Here is an 18,091-nt window from a genome sequence, read left to right as displayed (position 1 = left end):
CTCATTTGCAAAATCCCGGAAATTAAAGCCTTCAAAAACGATTTTTCCTAAGATAAATTGTAATCGCAATAGAATTTCCTGTTTTTTCTTTCAGCATTAGCGTGAGTTTAGTAGGGTTATTGTCTAATTCAAAACCTGATTTTCTAACCGTTATTTCTTTTCAGCTTCGTATTGCAAATCAAAAATTCAGGAGAATTCTTCAACTCTATATTCTTCATCTGTTTTACTTTTTGATTCGTTCAAATGTATAGGTGTTAATGCTTTCTGATTTTTTTAAGAAGTTGTCTGTAAAGTTGAGCATACTGTTGCATTCATAGAGAAGGAGATTTTTTTTGGAAACAGATATTTCACAATACGGTGCGTGATGATCATCATTTTCTGCGGGCATAATAAGTTTATCTCCTTTGATATAGGCTTTATACGCATCTATATTTTCAGCCCTTGATTTGTCTTTAACAGTCTCTATACCTCCAGTCCAGTCATTAATCAATACATAGGTTAAAGCAGCATCGTAGGAAATGCTGATATTTCTATTATTTGCGTTGTCTCTCCATATACCCTCATATATTTTTTTTGAATTCATTATCTCCGTTTTACGCTGGGCATATGCAGTCTGCGAAATGCAGACAAATAATAATATTATATATCGGATATAAACGGTCATACTATCTACAACTTTTGAGATTAATGCTTACCTAAAAGTAATAAATTTTATTAGTCAATTGATCGTTTTATTATGAGATTTAATGCGGAGCGTCTTCCCTTTTTAATTTAATAACTACATTATTATCACCGGCTTTCAATGTGACAGCCTGTTTCTGAAAATGATCTTTTTGAAAATTTAGTTTTACTTTTTTGCTGGTGCCGATAAATCCGCTTCTTATTTCATAAAACTCAAATTGTCCGGTGGAATCCGTAAGATAGGGTATATTGCTCTTTTGAGTATTCTCAGCGATATATTCAACCTCAGAAAGGGGTTGTCCCGTCTGCGCATCGACTACGTATCCGTTTACTCTTACCATCATGTCACAAGATGACAGGAATAATGTCAGAAAAAAGATTATAAAATATCTTATCATAACGTAGTGTTTTGAATACTCAAAAATACACATCTCCTTGTAATTGTACATCCCTGTTTTTCGGGATATTTTTGGTTTTTATAAAGTTGGAATTACTAATTGATTGTTTTTTTTGCTTTTAGATAATCATTATTTTTGGTTATCAAAGGATGCTAATCCGACTTGATGTAATCACTAACTATGGCATAAAATAAGAAAAAGCGGGTTTTACTCCGTCAATATCTTATAAAGCCAATAACTAAAGAAAGGACAAATTATGAAAATCGAATCAATTGTAAACAAAGCACAGGAAGCGATGAACAAAAAAGGTAAATACCAGCAATATACAGAAGCACAGGAGAAGTCGTTGATCAATTTTATATTGTGGGCAAAATCAAAAAACAGAACCTTTGATTTGGATTATATTACTGGGCATGATGAATTAAGAAAAGAAGCCGGAAAAACCGGAGAAAAACAGGATCCTGGTGGAAGTTTAAGTATGCCAATGCAAGCATTGAGAGATCTTGTCAAAACGAAAGCAATAGTGTTATGGATCTGATTGAAAAAAGTAGATTTGGAGGTTATCTTTTAAGCTGATTACACTTGTAATCGTTTAAAGTGTGCATAAAATTTTATGCACACTTTATTATTCCTTTTATCTTAGAACTGATATTTGATAGATGCAGCTACGTTCGTTGGAGGTAGCGGATTATCATTGATTCCCCATATTTTGACGTTTGCTATATTATTTACTTTTAGCGCTAATCTGATTTTGCTCCCTTCGTAAAACAACGTTCCGTCTGTAAGAAAATAGGCATCAGTTTTGGGATCTGTTGTGTATTTGTTGATTTCTCCTACGTAATTCGTTCCGCCACCGATTCCTATATTTCGTAATGCACCGTTTGTGATTTTATACGTCACCCAAAGATTGGCATAGTCAGCCGGCAGATAGTTGCGGCTTGTAACGGCTACTCCGTCTTCACCGACAACGGTAAATGTATTTTTATTGTAACCGTATCCTGCAGTAATGTGTAATCCGTCAACCGGAGCTGCGTTCACATCAATTTCAAATCCTTTGCTTTTCTGTTTGGAGTCCTGAAAAGTAACTCCCTGCTGAGTTGTACGGATAGCATCTTTAATATCAATATTGAAGAAACTTACTGTAGAACTCAGTCTGTTATTGAACAAATCTGTCTTGAACCCAAGTTCATATTGATTTCCGCTTGTCGGCTTGGCATTGAACAGTGAGGCGTCAGGTTGTCTTACAGGAGCATTATTCTGGAAAGAGTTGGTGTAGCTGGCAAAGGCGCTCAGTTTATCTTTCATGATCTGGTACACTGTACCGAATTTTGGAGATAAAGCTGTTTGTTTATAACCGCCGGTAAATTCTCCCCGCATTACTGCTGTCCCTTTGTTATCTAATCTGTCTACACGCAATCCAAGTAAAACTGAAAGTCTGTCCGTAAGATTGGTTACACTCGATGCATATGCCGCATATACAGTATTCTGGCTGGTTTGATACCCATTTATCAATGTTTGTCTCTTAGCTTTTATCTTTTCCAGCGAGAGAGGTGAGTAGAGTTCATTGATTTTGATGACATCTTTATATTCTTCACCCAGATATCCTTTATCTACATTTTTATAGTGAAAAACATCGAGACCCAGTACGAATTTATTTTTTAATCCCGCTATATTAAAATCACCATTAAAAAACTGTTGAAACTGGTAGGTGTTTTCATTCGTAGAGGAGCTGCTGGCGGTCCGTTCTACTTCAGTGGGAGAGAGGAATCTGGCTCTTGTATAGACTGCTTCTTTCAGGTCATTACCTGTAAATGACGCTACTGTGGTTGATTTCCAGTTTTCAGAAATCTGATATTCTGCTCTTGCCAGAATGTTTACACCCCCGCCATTGAATATAGGGTCATTACTGCCCAGAGACTGATTATGTTTGAGAGGAATCTCTTTTATATTTTTCAATCCTAAAGCGCTGTAATCAACATAGGGAAGCATGCTCATAGTTGCGTTGCTCATCTCGGCATCAAGACTAAGTTTCAGCCTGTCATTTACTTTGTATAGTAATGAGGGAGCGACTACATAACGCTTATTGAATCCCCAGTCCATAAAACTTCCTTCGCTGTGATAAGCTGCATTCAATCGGAATAAGACAGAATTGTCCTCATTTAATGGGGTATTAATATCTGTTGCAATGCGATGTAAGCCAAAGCTGCCAATAGTGTAATCAACTGAAGTTTTACGCCCTTCAAAAGGTTGTTTTGTGATCAGATTAATAAGTCCTCCGAATGAAGTCGTTGCATTGCCGTAGAGAGTTCCTGAAGGACCTTTTATAGCTTCTGTACGCTCCACTACTGCCGGATCTATTCCGGACCAGCTGCTGGATGCAACACCATTACGCATACGCACACCTGTCCAGAAACCTCTCAATACTGTATAAGCAAAGCCATTGTTTACAAAACCATATGCAATACCTCCACCTGCAATATTGCGTAAGGATTGTTTATAATCTGTGATGATCTGCTGCTCCATGATCTCTTTGCTTACGGAATTCAATACCTGAGGATTTTCAATATCCTTTAACGGCATTCTAGAAACGTAGTCTGAGCTTTTATTTCCTACACGGTTTCTACCGTCTATGATAATTTCCTGGAGTTTTTTGCTGTCTTCAAAAAGAGTAAAATTCACCTCTTCTTCAGTTGATTGAAGAGTGATTGTCTTTTCCTGTGTGAGGAGACCTATATACGAAGCGACGATAGTGTATTCTCCGGCAGGAAGGTTTTTTAATTGAAAATGTCCTTTGGAATCGACAATTGTACCCTTATTGATACCTTTCAAAGTTATGGAAACATAGTGTGCCGGACGTCCGTCTGATGTGTTGACTGTACCTCTTATGGACAAATCACCTGTTTGGGCAAGTGCACTGAGGCTGACTACCCAAAAGGTCAGGAAAGTAAATAATTTCATAATGAATATTAAGTTGTGTTGATAAAAATTGTGTAAAAGAACACCTTATTTTTAATTAATCCAAATAATAATAATAAAAATAAGATGCTAAGATTTTAATACACAGTACTTTCCTGATATTTCAGTATGATGATTTACCTTCCTTTCAGCCAGATCTACTTTGGTTGTTGTTGTGTGACACAATGTACCATACCACCGTTGGCAAATAAATTACGGCAATCTATGCCGATTACTTTTCTTTCCGGATACAGCTTTTGAATAGTAGCATTGGCAACCACGTCATTAGGATCGTTATAATTGGGTACCAGTACCACATTATTGCCAATATAATAATTGATGTAGGAAGCCTTTCCGACATTTTTTCCATATGTTGTTATTACATCATGTTTAGTAAGAGGTACATTTACAAAATGGTAAGGCTGCCCATCCTTATTAACAGCGTCATATAATGTACTGATGTCATGCTCAGGTACCTGCCAGTATAAAAGATCCTCATCTGCCATTGTGATAATAGTAGATTTGTTGTCAAATCTGGCAAATCCGTCAATATGCATGTCGGTAATATCGAGCCCTGCTTGTCCTTCCAGCCAGATAAAATGGGTAGCACCCAGATATTTGGTAAAGATAGTTTCTGCCTGTTGCTGTGTCATACCCGGATTCCGGTTTTCATTAAGTACTGAGCTTTTACAGGCCATTAAAGTACCATTTCCATCAATCTCTACACTTCCGCCTTCATTAATCATTACATCATTGAGGTTTATGGATTGCATATTTTTATTTGCAGCCAGTTGCGAAGGGATTCGGTTGCAATTTTCATAGTCAGCTTTTTCTCCCCAGCCATTGAATCCCCAGTCCTGGACAAGGAGTTTTCCATTTTTATCTTTTACATAGATCGGTCCATTGTCACGGATCCATACATCGTCTGTAGGAGCAATTGTAAAATTCACATGAGTAAGCGTGGCCTCAGCTTTCTGTAGTAATGCTGTAACTCTTTTCAGTTCGGTATCGTCATACACGATGATATGTACTTTTTCACTCTCTACAAGAGCTTTGGTCATCGCTATCCAGGTGGCATCCAACCTTTCACGAAATGTCTTGCCATATTGGTGTTCATGTGGCCATTGCAGCCAGGTACCTTCATGTAATGCTGATTCTTCCGGCATCCTGTACAGGGCTGTAGAATCAATAGGAGAGACCGGTTTTTTTATGCTGCTATCTTTTGAGCAGGATAAATAGAGGGTGGATAAGATCATAAGTGTTATTGTCATTTTGCACATCATTAATGTTATAAATTTTGTTAAGGCAAAACTACGAGCCTGAAAAAACAGATTGTTGTCCAAAATTGACAAACTTATTTTTTTAATCTAAGGGTAACCATATGTAAGTCATCTGGTCTTCTTCTGAATCCGTATTGTCCGGGTGTTTCGCGTATTTTTCGATAACTGGCGTAGGAGCAAACTGTAGCCCTGCAGTCAGTATCCAGCCGGAATATATCTGGCTGTATGTATCTTCGATAGTGTCATATCTGCCGTGATGTGTAAATTGCGCATATTTTCCTCCACCAATGGTCTTGGATGGCAGTCTGCTTGTCAGGGATTGCAGTGATGAACAGGTGTCGTACCTGCAGTTTAGATTTTCCCTGATAAGCGGTTCGTCAGCAACAACACCATAAAATTCATTACCCTGCTGCGGAAATTCGTATTGTAAGAATGTATCCCACTGAGATTCGATCTCTGTATCGATATAATTAATAAAGGAACTTTTGTAGTAAACTAGTGTGGGACGAACATAGATAATCTCCGGTTTGAGAATCGGTGTCGCTTCGACGGGTAAAATGTCTGCTTTTGTAAATAGGGGCGTCTTTCCGGCTCTGGCTTCGGTCGGAGATATTAAAAAATGTTGTTTAAAAGCTTTTGAAAATGAAGCTACATTGGAAAATCCTACTTTTAATGCAATGACAGAAATGGAATGATCACTATAGAGTAACATTTTGTATGCATTTTCTACCCTCAACCTCTTTTGATAAGCACCAATAGTTTCTCCGCAGGTATAGCGGAATATCCGTTGAATATTTCTGTATGAATAATGGGAGATATCTTCCAGCTGTTCAATAGAAATAAGCTGATCATAGTGTTTTTCTATAAAGTTCAAGGTGTTGTATACACAATTTAGATTTGAAGAAATAGCCTGTTTCATCCGGATTTTGCATTATATAGTCAAATATACCTGAATCAAGTGGAGTGTTGAATTACCCTTATGTATCCTGATAATCTCTGTCTTTTCGACCCACCTTATGTAAACAAAATACTTTGATTGTTGTTGTAGTTTTATTGAGATATAAAATCTATTCAGTCTTTGTAGAATATTACCTGACCAAACTCCAGGCATATGAAAGCGAAAAAAATATGGGCAAACTTCAGCGTTAAAGATGTGAACCGCACCCGCGAATTCTATACATATTTGGGGTTTACACCAAATAAGATTAGCAATAATCCTCAACTTGTCAGTTTTCTTTTCGGGGATAATGACTTCGTTATCCATTTTTTTGAACAGGGATCCCAAATAGATACGTACTTATCTTCCGAAATACACAACAGTGAAATTATATTCACACTTTCGGCAGAAACAGCTTCGGAAGTGAAAGAGTGGTCGGATAAAGTGAAACAAGCCGGAGGTACTGTTTTTAATGAAATGACGAGAGATCATTCTAATTATTATGGATTCGCCTTTGCAGATCCTGATGGTCACAGGTTTAATATACTCTTAATGGAGCCGGGAATGTGATGGAAACAGCTGACTTCCTGTTTATGTTGAAGTTTTTCTTTGTCTTAAAAATCTGTAGCAAAGAAAAATGATCAGGGTAACAATACCTGCAAATATAATATCCCCAATTAGTGCATAGGCAGAAAATTGAGTTGACTCACCAATCGTTCCTGTGGATAAGGACATTACGTATACCAATTTTTCATAGATCGTTAAAGGAAATCCAAATGACAGACTGCCATCATTATGGGTATCATCGTGGTAGCTAAGCAGGCATATGCCAACAAAGACCAGTAATGTGCTGATACTATATTTTATGATGTTGTTAAGTCTTCTCATCTGTGATTATTAACCCTTCCTTCTAAAATTACCAAAAGGGATTATGATCTGCAGATTTTTTATACAATATTCTTAAGGTAGCCTGCAAGATCTGTCTCTGCATCCAGATTAAACTTTTGTTTGAGACGATATTTGGTCATACGTACGCTTTTGGGTTCTACATTGAGCAGATGGGCAATTTGCTTGGTTTCCATACCGAGGTAAAAATAAGCGCAATACTTTAAATCAAGGTTTGTCAGTTTCTGCCGGGCCCTGTCATTGAGATTCTTAAAGAAATCGGGATGTAGCTCCTGTATACGGAACCGGGCTTTCTCAAACTCGTTGTCCATACGGTACTCTTCTTTGACTACCTGCCGGATATTAATGTCTTTATCAGATAATTTGCTTTCCAGCTGTTGAAGAACTTCGTTTTTATGCTGCAAGTGGAGTTGGTTTGCGAGCACTTCACGCTGTAGTTGTTCTTGTTTCAGTGTAAGCAGTTCCTGTTCAGCTTTTAGCCTGGCTTTCTCTTCTTGTTCCAGTTTATACTGAATTTCAGCTTCATGTTTTTCAGTGGTCAGTTTTTTCTCACTTTCTAAGGAAAGACGTAGCTTAAAATGATAAGACCGGAACATGAAAAATGCACCTGCCAGACCGATAATTCCTAATCCTATATACAGGAGTTTTTCACGCTTCAGGCTGGCCGCTTTTTCTGTCAGGGCTTGAAATTCAGCTTCCCTTTTTTGAGTCTGATACTGTGCTTCCAGTTTTTTTGCGATGGCTGCCTGGTTTTCATTATACAACAGGCTGTTGTATTTCGTAGTTTTGGCCTGGTATTCATATGCTTTCTGAAAATTTCCCTGATTCGCATACAATTTTGCCAGATCGCTTACAATACTCAGCAGTGTATAATAATAAATGGGGTTTTGAGTCATGGCTACAGCTTCAGCCTTAAGTAAGTACTGTTCGGACAGCAGGATATTATTATCCTTCATGGCCAGGTTGCTCAAAATACCAAGTGCACCCGTCTGAACGGGTTGACTGTTGGATATATTTCGTGTAAGACGTAGTATTTCATTTGAGGCGTTTTCAATTTCCTTTCGTACTGCGGGTTTGATTACCGGATACATCAAATTATAATTTGCCAGATTCAGTAAAGATAACGCATAGGTGTATTCTGAAATACGTCCCGGGAAGCGGTGGTACAGTGCTACGGCCTTTTGACACATCTCCACCACAGCATCCAGATCTTTGATATTCCCGGTTTTCTCATATTTATATGCATAGCATACCGCTAATGCAGAGTATGCAGAGCTCAGCATATTTTTATTTCCGGATATTTCAGAAAACGTTATTGCTTTTTTAGCATAAAGAGTTGCATTTTCAGCATCATTCCATTCCGAATAGATGCCATAAAGGATATAGTTGAGTTTCGCTTTTAGCAACACTTCATCGGGTTGTTTTTCTAGTTCCGGTAAGATGGTCTGAGCCAGTTTTATGGCATTCTCATATTCTCCTAAAGTGTTGTAATAATATATACGCAGATAACTGGCATACCATTGCGCGATTTTATTAGCGGCTTTTTTTGCGGCTTTGTCTGTTGCTTCCAGGTTTGTCTGAAACGTATCGTATTCCGATTTATTGAGTATGATTACCCCTCTCTGAACCAGCGCCTTCACTTGTTCTGTATAATTGTCCACATTTTTAGCTAACAGAAGTTGCTGTTGGAGCGTTGTTTCTGCTAAGGAATACTTGTCGTTTATCCGATACAGTTCCGTAAGCTCGTTGTAAATTCTGAATTTTTCGGTAGCAGAAACAGCTCCGTCTTTCAGCCTGCTCTGTAAGCTGTCTATAAGCGAATTTTGTGCATCACAGTATGTAGCAATACAAACCAGTATTATAAATAGAAAACAGGAGTTGATTTTCATGACGTTAAAGTACAAAAATTGTAGACACACAGCAATGATTTGTCAAGGTTTTGAAATAGCCTGTTAATATATAATGTGTTGATTTTTAAATTTTTAAAAAGTTTTGTAGTCGTTTTGTAGTAGCCTGATGTTCTTGTAGTAGCTGTTTTGTAGGTATTCAAAAATAAATTTTCTGCAGAAATACCTGCAACTTTGAATCAACGAATTCTAAACACAAAATTTTAAACTTTATCAAATACATTATTATGGACAACAAAACAATCTCAATCCTGTCGTACATTACGTTAATCGGATGGCTTATTGCTTATTTTTCAGGGAAAGAAAAAGCAGACGATGCTGCAAAATATCATTTGAAACAGGGGCTCGGTTTGATTGTGTTTTCTTTTGCATTGAGTATTGCGCTTCAAATAGTAATGAGCATTACGCATACCTATGCACTAAGCTATATCAGTATTATTTCTCTTGTGCTTCTTATTATCGGAGCTATCAATGCTTCGAATGGAGCTAAGAAGCCACTTCCGTTAATAGGTGGATTTTTTGAAAATAAATTCGCTTTTATCGGATAGGTTCTCTTCTGATCAGAGAAATTTCGCTTTTCATTTGGGGAAAGTTTTATTAAGGGGTGTTTTAGCAGTGTTGTGATTGACTTAAACAGCCAAACTATTATCCGTTGACAGGAACTGTTTTCAAACAAGGAATCAGTTCCTTTTTCGGATACTTCAAATTTTTACAAACAGAATAATGCAGGCATACAAATATCTTACACCGGTCGGTAATGGTTATAAACTGAGAAGTTTTATTTCTTTTTTTCATGTCATCATTGTGGTCTGGTGGCTTATTGGTATAGCAATAGTAGTCTATAGCGACCATTTCAAAACGGGTCTCAGCATTATTGCTTTTACCTCGCTGCTGCTGGTTTTGGTGGTTTTAAGAAATTCCAAAACCAGGATATTTCCTGATGATAAAAATTTCAGAATTGATACCGGGGTAAGGGGACAAGCTCCTTTGCAGTATAGTTTTTCGGAAATTGAAAGGTTAGAAATACAGGTTATCAAATGGATTTTCGGTATACCGATCCATGTTACTTTGTATGTGAAATTTAAATCTGCTGATAAAACAAAACGTTTTGAGCTGGCTTCGTCTTTCAGTAAGAAAAACATACAGCAACTTTACAACGAACTGGAAGAAGTGTTAAATCAATAATATAAAAAATGAAAAGAATATACTATGTAATATATGTCCTGTGTCTAGTTTCCTGTGGGCTGGGAGGGAAAAGTTACCCTGAAACAGTGTTTGAAAAAGTAAAACTGAACAGTAATAAAATCCCTAACGGATTCAAACAGCATTTTAAGGAAATTCGGGGACAACTGAAAGTAGGAAACCTGGTTATTGTTACTCCTCAAAATGAAGTGAAAAATGTAAATGCTACGGAGTATGTGCAAAACCGATATATAAATATGTTTGATAATGATATCCGTGACCTGAAAGATCTTAAATCCAATGAGGAAACAGCGCCCATACTGAAAGCGGCTTTGGATATGTTTCAGTACGCAGATGATATTTATAAAAATGATTTCCCCCGAATTGCCAAAATGATTGATGAGGGCAGACCAGCATCTGAAATTGATGCAGCTATTGCAGAACTGGAAGAAGAAAAAAGTGTTTTGATCGATGAAAAATATAATAGCGTACATGATATGATTATGCCTTATGCAGACAGGCACGGAGTGCAATATAAGATGCTGAATACACCGGCTTTTGGTAAATCTTCTGATCACTAAGCCACAAAGGAAACGCTTTATCAAACGTCGGTTAACATCATACTCTTGAAAAACAGGAAATAAACAAATGAAAAAATTTACAAGAAGCGGAAGCGAATACAAACTAAATCCGCAATGGGGGCTGTATATTCCTTTGGTTGGAACTTTTTTATTGTTCACTATTGCGGGTTTTACAGCAATGCCTGAATCTTCGTTTAAGTGGTGGATGACAGGAATAACAGTGTTGTTAATGCTTTCTATTTTAAACAGTTCCCTGATCATCAATGTAGATAAAAGAGAAATCCGTACCAAAACGGGTCTTATAAAAGCTTCTAAAACGATTCCTTTTGCAGATTTAACAGGTTTCACCATTCATAAAACATTACAGCTTGGTTTTATTACTACGAATGTGGGACTCGTCGCCAATTATTTTGATAAAGAGGGAAAGACGAAAGAGGTACAGTTGGCACAAAGCTTTTTTACCAGACCTATACAACATATACTAAACGAAATAGACGAAATAATAAGTGATGAACATCAAAGATAAACTCAGATTTGAGGATGCATCTGCCGGAATCTCTCTACAGCCTAACCGAAAAATTATATCTTCGCTGTTATGCTATGCTGTAGCAGTAGTAACAGCTGTTGTCGTACTGAATTTGTTTGCTCAGCAACTTGGCGAAGGTGGAATGATCTTATGTTTAGCTATAATCATCTATTTTATACTTCATGGATTATATGATATACTTTTTCGCTTAAATGTGCGGTACATTTTTGACCGGTACAATCGGATTATCTATCGGGAGAATCATCCTTTTGGGCGACGAAAGCTGATGATGTTTGATGAAGCTGTGATTTTTATTAATGCGGATTCAGGCAACTGGCATTATAGTCTGGGTGTAAAGAAGAAGCAGTTTTTAAAGAATTATAAGATCAGCCCCAATTACAGTAACGGAAAGATTTCGGAAAAGCAGGTCATGGAATTTGAAGAAGAAATATTAGATCCTTTATTACTGTTACTGGAATCCTAGAAAATGGGAATCTTTTTTAGGCCTAAATTGCTGTTTTTTATTTTCGTAAGGTTATATTCCGTTTCGTATTTGCTGTTAACTTTATGCTGTGAATAAAATAAAGAGAATAACGCCTACAGATTTCAGGGGACAGTTTATGTCCGAAATGTCAACTGAATTTGCTGTTTTAAGAACTCCTATTCAGATACATGATATAGCAAAAACATCTGGTTTTATTAAAGTGCCTACACCGCTTCACAGGCCGGAATTCAATTTTATTGTTCATATTACCAGAGGGAGTGCAAAGCAGCAGGTGGATGCTAATCTGGTATCCATAAAAGAAAACGAGATCTTATTCGTGAGACAAGGGAATGTAACTTCTTTAAGAGAGGTGAGTCCGGATGCTGCGGGATCTATGATTTTATTTGAAGATCAGACACTCAATCAACTGTTATCCAAGCAGGAACTTATAAAACTCTTTTCCGCAAATGTGGTTGTCCAGTTGCCGGAAGAAAGTAGTGTCTGGCTTAACTCATTATTTGAATTGTTGAGCATTGAGCTCTATCATCCAAATCCAAATCTGGGTATATGTTATTCCCTTTTCCAGGCAGGACTACAGAAAATATTTACTTCAAGTCAGGAGCTGAATAAAAATATGAACCGAAGTGCTGAGGTTACATTTAATTTTAAGGAACTGGTGTATAAGCACTATCAGGAACATAAAACCATTTCATTTTATGCAGCTACATTATCTGTTTCCGAAAATTATCTCCACAGATGCGTAAGCGAGACCATAGGAGAAAGTCCTAAAGAATGGATCAGCAAAGTAAGTATTCTGCAAAGTCAGCTGCTGTTGCAGGATCTGACAAAAAGCATTTCTGAAATTGCTTTTGAACTCAACTATGGTGACCCCAGTTATTTCGGCCGACTCTTTAAAAAAATAACCGGAGTAACTCCATCGGAATATCGGATTGCTTTTATGCAAGATTTGTCCGAGTAAAACGTGGTTTCGTTTTAAAGCAATCTTTGTTTTCAGACCATCTTTGTATTAATAAATTCAAAGAAAATGAAAACATTAACAATTCTTCAAAACGGTGATATCAGTACTCCGCTTCCGGTTATCCCTCCTTCAAAACATAAAGCTTTGAACACATGGAGACATCTGTGTATAGTCGCTTTATTTTTAATCTTCTTTTCAAACAACAGCTACGGTCAACTTATTCAGGATATTGTAGGAGTTGCTGTCACCAGTCATAACAAGGCAACTTTTAAGGATTTTCCTTCAGAAAATTTAAGTTCAGCGAATAAGTTTCAACTGAATACCTACGATGCATGGTTAGCAGTGCCGCCGGTTCAAATAGGAAAGACCAGTATCTTCACTAATCTGAATTATCGCTTGATGGACTTCAACTACGATGATAAGTCAATAGCAGATCCAAACCGAATAGAACGAATTCAGGAGATCAAATCTGTTATTATTATTCGTAGCCCTATATCACGTAAATGGTCTGTTCTGGCGATAGCTATGCCAACACTTGCTGGAGAAAAGTCCGTTTCATTTGATGACCTGATTCTGGACGGAATATTAGGTGTGTCCAAAAAATTTGGTGCCGAATCTAATCTTGAAGTCGGATTTGGTGTACATGCACTCTATTCTTTCGGAGAGACATTGATTACGCCCGGAATATCTGTTGATTACCGTAGTACCAATAATAAATGGTTGGCGCAGTTCTACTGGCCCAGATTAAATGTACTTTATAATGTAAGTGAAAATACACAGGTAGGTTTGGCAGGTTCCATAGACTGGACCCGGTTTAACCTCAAAAATTACCACAACAATAAGGGCAGAGAAATAGATTATGCACAATTCTCTACTATTCACGGAGGTTTGCAGATACATCAACGGATCGTTGGAGGGCTGTGGTTGCAGGCACAGGGTGGGATGGGGCTTTTGAATAGTTATGAACTGTTTGACAGCAAACAAAAAACGGTAAATGATTTCTCTATTTCCAACATGGCGTACGGAAAAGCAGCATTGACATATCGTATTGGCCGCAGATAAATAAATACAGTCCATTAAAATAATCCATTGATAATAATGAAAACAACCATTTTTACAGCTCTCCTCCTGTGTGCTTCAGTTGTAGCCAGGGCTCAACACGCAAAACTGAGTATCAACGTCACCAATGTCGAACCGGGCAAAGGCACAGTCGTTTTGAATGTTTATGATAAAAAGGAAGACTTTTTGAAGAAAGTCTTCCTGAGTAAAACACTGAAAGCAGATGGTTCAAATCTGACATTCGTCATTGATCTGCCAAAAAAAGGTCTCTATGCTATTACAATTTTTCAGGATAGGGATGATAATAAGAAATTGAAACAAGACTGGTTTGGTATTCCACAAGAACCTGTGGGGTATGGTAATAATTTCAAACCTTCTGCGAAGCCCGGATTTAAGGACTGCGCAATTTCGGTAGATCGTGATCATGTAATCCAAACGATTCAGCTTTATTAATCTCAGGTCAGAATCGAAAGGATCCTTTTATGAAAGTGTTCCGGTTCTTATAATTCAATTAAATATGATGACAAATAAAAATTATCTTTCTTCAGCTTACAGTCTGCGCGCGCTGATCGCTGCAGCTTTGCCTTCTTATATATTTCCTACCCTGATGTCTTTTTTATCCGGATATTTTCTCCAAAAAACAGAACTTATGCAGGCAAGTTATACGACTATAGGATTGTCTTCTCTCTTATCAACAATATTTAGCTTTATTCTACTTTGGCAATTGGAGTCTAGACAGATCTTAGTTCAAAACAGAATCCTACGTTCTCTGTTGATCATTTTGTTAATGATCACTTTGGGGGCATGCTTTGTGTCCCTGCTTAACCTTCCTTCAGAATGCTTTAACATTACATTTTCAGCCTTTCTGGGTGCAGCAATAATAACCATACGTCAACAACTAAAGAATTATAGAAATGAAGAAAATTAAACCTACTATAGTTGTTTTCGGATGTACGGGTACTGTTGGGAAAGAGGTCATGCAACAGCTGCAGGATGGTGACTGCATGGTACGAGGGATACTCCGAAATCCTGAACGGGCTTATCCGGTAAAGGCAGATACATGCTCTTCGAATACTACATATGTAAGTGCAGACTTAAATTCTAAAGAGCAGCTTCAAAGAGCTTGTGTCGGAGGAGATGCTTTGTTTCTGTTGACAGCGACTTCTCCTAATCAGGTGGAACAGGAATTAAACATCATTGACGCAGCGAAGCAAAATGGTATTAAAAGAATTGTTAAACTCTCGGCTCCGATAGTTCAGCCATCTGCTACTGTGGAAGTAAGCCAATGGCATAGTACAATAGATAATTACCTTATTCAAAATATGGATGAATACTGTTGTTTGCGACCTCATTCGTTTATGCAGAACTGGGAAAGAAATACATTAACTATACAATATTTTGGAAAAATTTACGGTGCATTAGGGAATGTCGGGCGAAATTATATCGATTGTCGTGATGTGGCAACAGTAGCGGTGAAATATCTGCTGGCCCAGGAAAAAGTAAGACAGCCATCACTTATTCTTGCAGGTCCGCAGGCTATTACCAATGAGGAAATGGCCGAAAAATTAACCCGTGTGACAGGCCGTAAGATTGAATATGTGGATATTACTCCGCAGGAATTATTCAGTCAATTAATTAAGAGAGCAAAGTTGCCCAAATGGCTGGCTACTCATATTGTGGAACTTGATAATCTGGCTATCAACGTTCCGGAGCCAGAATCCGATACCATTACCGACTTAATTTTAAGAAAACCACGTATTATGGATGAATACCTGCAGGAATACAGACATCTTTTTAAAAGAAAGCCTCTCTGGAGGTTGTTGATTTAAATAATAAAAGCTCAACTATATGATTGAGCTTTTATTATTTAAAATCGCCTGCTGTAAAAAAACAAAGTCTGGAAATAGCTGATTTGACAGAAGAGTTATTATTAAAACAGCAATTTAAAGAACGAAAATAGGAGTGCTTTACATATTATATCTTTCCAAATAAAAAACTTACCCCGGACCATTTTATCAACAACCTGTGAATTTCTGCTAAGCTTTGCAACGGTTTCACTTTTTTTGACGTCTTATCTTAAAATGTACTACCTGATTCAGATTCATCAAATTAGCATCTCATGAAAAATTTAGTAAAAACCAGTATACTGTCCTGCCTTATAGTAGTACACATCTTAATTCCTCCTGTTAGCAAGGCTCAAAAAATTACTCATTATGAAGGTACAATCTCTATAGATTCATTGAAAATTATCAATGCAGCTTTTAATCTGCATTATCAAAATGCAGATAAGAATGAGCTTGATTTCTATATCAATAAGAATGCGGATATTAAACAGCTCCGGTTCGGGAATCAATCTGTAGACTATAAAATTGATGGTGTTGTAGAGGATCTCAAAAAAATAAGCGTTAAAAATACATTTCCAGAAAAGTTTGTGTTGAATATCGTATATACCTATCCTCTGGACAAGATTGAGAGTAAAATATTTGCCTATAATCCCGAATGGATTGAGTTAAGCCTTTATACTGGTTGGTTTCCTGTAAATATTGATGATAAAAACTATTCGTATAAATTACAGTTTAAAGTGCCCCAAAATTATGAGATTATTGCTAATGGTGTACTTCGAAAAAAGGGTGAATACACTATTATAAGCAATACGAATAACCACTTTGATATCCCTGTTGTCCTTTCAGGTAAATTCCAGCGATTCAGTACCGCTAATAATAAAATAAAATTTTATGGGGTACAGCTTTCCGCTGATTGCTTATTTCAAAGGGCCTTTTATGTTATATCAGCTGGAAAAAAGTATAGGAGAGGAAAAAATGCTGCAATTTTTGAAAAAGGTCTACAAAAACAAGATCTCCACCACAGAAAAATTAATAGAGTTGTTAAAAAACTATGCTGATGATAAGTCTGTAAAAATATTAGAAAATGAAATCTATTAAATACCATAGCTGAAACGGTTGTTTCAATATCACGGATCTCGAAATGATAAGGTATGACCAGATAAAACCACAGGATGTAGCAGCATAATTGAGGGGAAATCACTAATTACATGGGTTTTATAATCCATAAGATTGATCTCATGAATTAAGTGCTTTAAAGACTTGCTATCAATCTATCTTCAACAAAAACAAATGGCAACAGGCTTTTAATTCCGTTAACTTTCAAGACTTCCCCATTAAGACAATAAAACAATACCTGAATAGGTCTGTTCTGTTTCATTTCAAATTCGGCCATTACCTGTAAACAGGCTCCGCAAGAAGTTATTGGTTTGGTAATTTCAAAAGCATTTGTTTGAGCAGTAATAGCCATACTCTCTATTACTCCATCCGGATGCATGACTCCAATTGCAAAAAGCGCAACCCGTTCGGCACATAACCCTGAAGGATAAGCTACATTTTCCTGATTACTGCCTAAAAAAGTCTCACCTGATTCAAGCTGAATGGCTGTACCTACTCTAAATTTGGAATAAGGAGAGTAGGAACTTTCCAGTGCCTTCTCGGCCATCTCACATAAATTTTTGTCTGTCTCGCTTAACTCTTCAATATTGGTATAATGCTCGTAAGTTATATTTAAATCGATCGATCTCATCTTAATGTCTTTACTAAAATAAACCCCCGATAATTTTAATATCGGGCAAACAAATTAGGGTAATTTATTGGATTATTAAAATAAATATGATGTTGTACCCGATTTCGGCTGTCTGGCTATTGAAATATATAAATGTGTAGGTAAGCTGATGAAATCCGATCTAATGAGTGTTTTGGTTTTGTAAATACTTAAATATGAGTGTTGTATCTGTATTATTGTTATATTTATTCAAATTAAGCTGGCCGTAAAATAATACTGAAACAGATGGAAAATAAAGATCGGGTAATTAACAGAGTCGGCTGGGTAACACAAATGAAATCTACACCGCCATTAACGGAAGAATATATCCAAAGACAATACCGTTTCTTTGAGAACCAGATCAGGTTTCTTCAGGACAATGGTTTTACCACACGCATTATTTTGGAAGCGGATCAAAGCGCTTCCGATGAATCACAAATAACTGTTGGCGATCTCACTCCCTCAGGACTGAAATTTTACTTGTTTGGCATCAGACCGTGGACTGCACGATATGACAAAAATAAAGACAAGGATAAAGCCGTTGATGATCTGAGCTTTATCAATAAAAAACTGACGGATTTTATAAAAATAAATGGTGTTAAATAGG

The 18,091-nt window shown here is 37.0% G+C and carries 22 protein-coding genes; 14 read left to right on the top strand and 8 right to left on the bottom strand.

Annotation, left to right across the window (positions count from 1 at the left end; all coding sequences use genetic code 11):
- Window positions 1-223: 223 nt before the first annotated feature.
- Entirely contained in the window at window positions 224-583 is a 360-nt protein-coding gene (locus B4B65_RS19870) for a hypothetical protein (protein ID WP_293918219.1), read from the bottom strand.
- A 160-nt stretch (window positions 584-743) separates the two neighbouring features.
- Window positions 744-1,079: a hypothetical protein gene (locus tag B4B65_RS19865; RefSeq protein WP_293918217.1), complete on the bottom strand. Its 336-nt coding sequence runs from the start codon at window positions 1,077-1,079 to the stop codon at window positions 744-746.
- Window positions 1,080-1,335: 256 nt separating this feature from the next.
- On the opposite strand from B4B65_RS19865, the gene B4B65_RS19860 reads away from it, so the two are divergent.
- Window positions 1,336-1,617 (top strand): hypothetical protein, encoded by a 282-nt coding sequence (locus tag B4B65_RS19860; protein ID WP_293918215.1) that lies wholly within the window; start codon window positions 1,336-1,338, stop codon window positions 1,615-1,617.
- A gap of 101 nt (window positions 1,618-1,718) precedes the next feature.
- Here B4B65_RS19860 and B4B65_RS19855 read toward each other — a convergent pair whose 3' ends face one another.
- The 3 genes from B4B65_RS19855 to B4B65_RS19845 form a co-directional block, all read right to left on the bottom strand.
- The gene (locus tag B4B65_RS19855; RefSeq protein ID WP_293918213.1) at window positions 1,719-4,037 is read right to left on the bottom strand and encodes a TonB-dependent receptor; all 2,319 of its coding nucleotides are present in this window, start codon (window positions 4,035-4,037) and stop codon (window positions 1,719-1,721) included.
- A 155-nt stretch (window positions 4,038-4,192) separates the two neighbouring features.
- Window positions 4,193-5,305 carry an agmatine deiminase family protein gene (locus B4B65_RS19850; protein WP_293918211.1) on the bottom strand — a complete coding sequence of 371 codons (1,113 nt, stop codon included), beginning with the start codon at window positions 5,303-5,305 and terminating at the stop codon, window positions 4,193-4,195.
- A gap of 91 nt (window positions 5,306-5,396) precedes the next feature.
- Window positions 5,397-6,233, bottom strand: a complete 837-nt coding sequence (locus B4B65_RS19845; protein ID WP_293918209.1) for an AraC family transcriptional regulator — start codon at window positions 6,231-6,233, stop codon at window positions 5,397-5,399.
- A 192-nt stretch (window positions 6,234-6,425) separates the two neighbouring features.
- Here B4B65_RS19845 and B4B65_RS19840 point away from each other — a divergent pair, with 192 nt between their 5' ends.
- Complete coding sequence (locus tag B4B65_RS19840; RefSeq protein WP_293918207.1) at window positions 6,426-6,821, top strand: VOC family protein; 396 nt, start codon at window positions 6,426-6,428, stop codon at window positions 6,819-6,821.
- Between the two features lie 21 nt (window positions 6,822-6,842).
- Here the strand turns inward: B4B65_RS19840 and B4B65_RS19835 are convergent, their stop codons facing one another.
- Together B4B65_RS19835 and B4B65_RS19830 are read right to left on the bottom strand one after the other, a co-directional pair.
- Window positions 6,843-7,139, bottom strand: coding sequence for a hypothetical protein (locus tag B4B65_RS19835; protein ID WP_293918205.1), 297 nt, complete (start codon window positions 7,137-7,139; stop codon window positions 6,843-6,845).
- A gap of 59 nt (window positions 7,140-7,198) precedes the next feature.
- Window positions 7,199-9,046: a hypothetical protein gene (locus B4B65_RS19830; RefSeq protein ID WP_293918203.1), complete on the bottom strand. Its 1,848-nt coding sequence runs from the start codon at window positions 9,044-9,046 to the stop codon at window positions 7,199-7,201.
- 245 nt (window positions 9,047-9,291) lie between these two features.
- On the opposite strand from B4B65_RS19830, the gene B4B65_RS19825 reads away from it, so the two are divergent.
- The 11 genes from B4B65_RS19825 (at window position 9,292) to B4B65_RS19775 (ending at window position 16,777) form a co-directional block, all read left to right on the top strand.
- Entirely contained in the window at window positions 9,292-9,612 is a 321-nt protein-coding gene (locus B4B65_RS19825) for a DUF4870 domain-containing protein (protein ID WP_293918201.1), read from the top strand.
- Window positions 9,613-9,787: 175 nt separating this feature from the next.
- Window positions 9,788-10,249 carry a hypothetical protein gene (locus B4B65_RS19820; protein ID WP_293918199.1) on the top strand — a complete coding sequence of 154 codons (462 nt, stop codon included), beginning with the start codon at window positions 9,788-9,790 and terminating at the stop codon, window positions 10,247-10,249.
- Between the two features lie 8 nt (window positions 10,250-10,257).
- Window positions 10,258-10,827 (top strand): hypothetical protein, encoded by a 570-nt coding sequence (locus B4B65_RS19815; protein ID WP_293918197.1) that lies wholly within the window; start codon window positions 10,258-10,260, stop codon window positions 10,825-10,827.
- A gap of 67 nt (window positions 10,828-10,894) precedes the next feature.
- Entirely contained in the window at window positions 10,895-11,353 is a 459-nt protein-coding gene (locus tag B4B65_RS19810; protein ID WP_293918195.1) for a hypothetical protein, read from the top strand.
- The gene (locus B4B65_RS19805) at window positions 11,337-11,837 is read left to right on the top strand and encodes a hypothetical protein (protein ID WP_293918193.1); all 501 of its coding nucleotides are present in this window, start codon (window positions 11,337-11,339) and stop codon (window positions 11,835-11,837) included. Before B4B65_RS19810 ends, B4B65_RS19805 begins: the two co-directional genes overlap by 17 nt.
- Window positions 11,838-11,925: 88 nt before the next feature.
- Window positions 11,926-12,816: a helix-turn-helix domain-containing protein gene (locus tag B4B65_RS19800; RefSeq protein ID WP_293918191.1), complete on the top strand. Its 891-nt coding sequence runs from the start codon at window positions 11,926-11,928 to the stop codon at window positions 12,814-12,816.
- Window positions 12,817-12,882: 66 nt separating this feature from the next.
- A complete protein-coding gene (locus tag B4B65_RS19795) occupies window positions 12,883-13,878 on the top strand; it encodes a DUF6268 family outer membrane beta-barrel protein (protein WP_293918189.1) in 996 nt (331 codons plus the stop codon).
- A 36-nt stretch (window positions 13,879-13,914) separates the two neighbouring features.
- Entirely contained in the window at window positions 13,915-14,328 is a 414-nt protein-coding gene (locus B4B65_RS19790; protein WP_293918187.1) for a DUF2141 domain-containing protein, read from the top strand.
- A gap of 64 nt (window positions 14,329-14,392) precedes the next feature.
- Entirely contained in the window at window positions 14,393-14,803 is a 411-nt protein-coding gene (locus tag B4B65_RS19785) for a hypothetical protein (protein WP_293918185.1), read from the top strand.
- A complete protein-coding gene (locus B4B65_RS19780) occupies window positions 14,790-15,704 on the top strand; it encodes an NmrA family NAD(P)-binding protein (RefSeq protein WP_293918183.1) in 915 nt (304 codons plus the stop codon). The genes B4B65_RS19785 and B4B65_RS19780 overlap by 14 nt, the downstream gene beginning before the upstream one ends.
- 290 nt (window positions 15,705-15,994) lie before the next feature.
- Window positions 15,995-16,777 (top strand): hypothetical protein, encoded by a 783-nt coding sequence (locus B4B65_RS19775; protein ID WP_293918181.1) that lies wholly within the window; start codon window positions 15,995-15,997, stop codon window positions 16,775-16,777.
- A gap of 194 nt (window positions 16,778-16,971) precedes the next feature.
- Here B4B65_RS19775 and B4B65_RS19770 read toward each other — a convergent pair whose 3' ends face one another.
- Window positions 16,972-17,466 (bottom strand): cytidine deaminase, encoded by a 495-nt coding sequence (locus B4B65_RS19770; protein ID WP_293918179.1) that lies wholly within the window; start codon window positions 17,464-17,466, stop codon window positions 16,972-16,974.
- A gap of 264 nt (window positions 17,467-17,730) precedes the next feature.
- On the opposite strand from B4B65_RS19770, the gene B4B65_RS19765 reads away from it, so the two are divergent.
- Window positions 17,731-18,090 carry a cyclopropane-fatty-acyl-phospholipid synthase gene (locus tag B4B65_RS19765; protein WP_293918177.1) on the top strand — a complete coding sequence of 120 codons (360 nt, stop codon included), beginning with the start codon at window positions 17,731-17,733 and terminating at the stop codon, window positions 18,088-18,090.
- Window position 18,091: the final 1 nt, after the last annotated feature.

This window comes from Sphingobacterium sp. UBA5789 (assembly GCF_002418355.1).
Taxonomy (GTDB): domain Bacteria; phylum Bacteroidota; class Bacteroidia; order Sphingobacteriales; family Sphingobacteriaceae; genus Sphingobacterium.
Note: the sequence above shows the minus strand (reverse complement) of the source record. Positions and strands in the feature narration are given on the sequence as shown.

Excerpts from the sequence above, each read along its gene's own strand:
- B4B65_RS19850 (WP_293918211.1), bottom strand. The coding sequence starts at position 5,305 with ATGACAATAACACTTATGATCTTATCCACCCTCTATTTATCCTGCTCA.
- B4B65_RS19825 (WP_293918201.1), top strand. The coding sequence starts at position 9,292 with ATGGACAACAAAACAATCTCAATCCTGTCGTACATTACGTTAATCGGA.
- B4B65_RS19820 (WP_293918199.1), top strand. The coding sequence starts at position 9,788 with ATGCAGGCATACAAATATCTTACACCGGTCGGTAATGGTTATAAACTG.
- B4B65_RS19765 (WP_293918177.1), top strand. The coding sequence starts at position 17,731 with ATGGAAAATAAAGATCGGGTAATTAACAGAGTCGGCTGGGTAACACAA.
- B4B65_RS19815 (WP_293918197.1), top strand. The coding sequence starts at position 10,258 with ATGAAAAGAATATACTATGTAATATATGTCCTGTGTCTAGTTTCCTGT.
- B4B65_RS19770 (WP_293918179.1), bottom strand. The coding sequence starts at position 17,466 with ATGAGATCGATCGATTTAAATATAACTTACGAGCATTATACCAATATT.
- B4B65_RS19830 (WP_293918203.1), bottom strand. The coding sequence starts at position 9,046 with ATGAAAATCAACTCCTGTTTTCTATTTATAATACTGGTTTGTATTGCT.
- B4B65_RS19845 (WP_293918209.1), bottom strand. The coding sequence starts at position 6,233 with ATGAAACAGGCTATTTCTTCAAATCTAAATTGTGTATACAACACCTTG.
- B4B65_RS19790 (WP_293918187.1), top strand. The coding sequence starts at position 13,915 with ATGAAAACAACCATTTTTACAGCTCTCCTCCTGTGTGCTTCAGTTGTA.
- B4B65_RS19785 (WP_293918185.1), top strand. The coding sequence starts at position 14,393 with ATGATGACAAATAAAAATTATCTTTCTTCAGCTTACAGTCTGCGCGCG.
- B4B65_RS19840 (WP_293918207.1), top strand. The coding sequence starts at position 6,426 with ATGAAAGCGAAAAAAATATGGGCAAACTTCAGCGTTAAAGATGTGAAC.
- B4B65_RS19870 (WP_293918219.1), bottom strand. The coding sequence starts at position 583 with ATGAATTCAAAAAAAATATATGAGGGTATATGGAGAGACAACGCAAAT.
- B4B65_RS19835 (WP_293918205.1), bottom strand. The coding sequence starts at position 7,139 with ATGAGAAGACTTAACAACATCATAAAATATAGTATCAGCACATTACTG.
- B4B65_RS19780 (WP_293918183.1), top strand. The coding sequence starts at position 14,790 with ATGAAGAAAATTAAACCTACTATAGTTGTTTTCGGATGTACGGGTACT.
- B4B65_RS19855 (WP_293918213.1), bottom strand. The coding sequence starts at position 4,037 with ATGAAATTATTTACTTTCCTGACCTTTTGGGTAGTCAGCCTCAGTGCA.
- B4B65_RS19865 (WP_293918217.1), bottom strand. The coding sequence starts at position 1,079 with ATGATAAGATATTTTATAATCTTTTTTCTGACATTATTCCTGTCATCT.
- B4B65_RS19805 (WP_293918193.1), top strand. The coding sequence starts at position 11,337 with ATGAACATCAAAGATAAACTCAGATTTGAGGATGCATCTGCCGGAATC.
- B4B65_RS19860 (WP_293918215.1), top strand. The coding sequence starts at position 1,336 with ATGAAAATCGAATCAATTGTAAACAAAGCACAGGAAGCGATGAACAAA.
- B4B65_RS19775 (WP_293918181.1), top strand. The coding sequence starts at position 15,995 with ATGAAAAATTTAGTAAAAACCAGTATACTGTCCTGCCTTATAGTAGTA.
- B4B65_RS19810 (WP_293918195.1), top strand. The coding sequence starts at position 10,895 with ATGAAAAAATTTACAAGAAGCGGAAGCGAATACAAACTAAATCCGCAA.
- B4B65_RS19795 (WP_293918189.1), top strand. The coding sequence starts at position 12,883 with ATGAAAACATTAACAATTCTTCAAAACGGTGATATCAGTACTCCGCTT.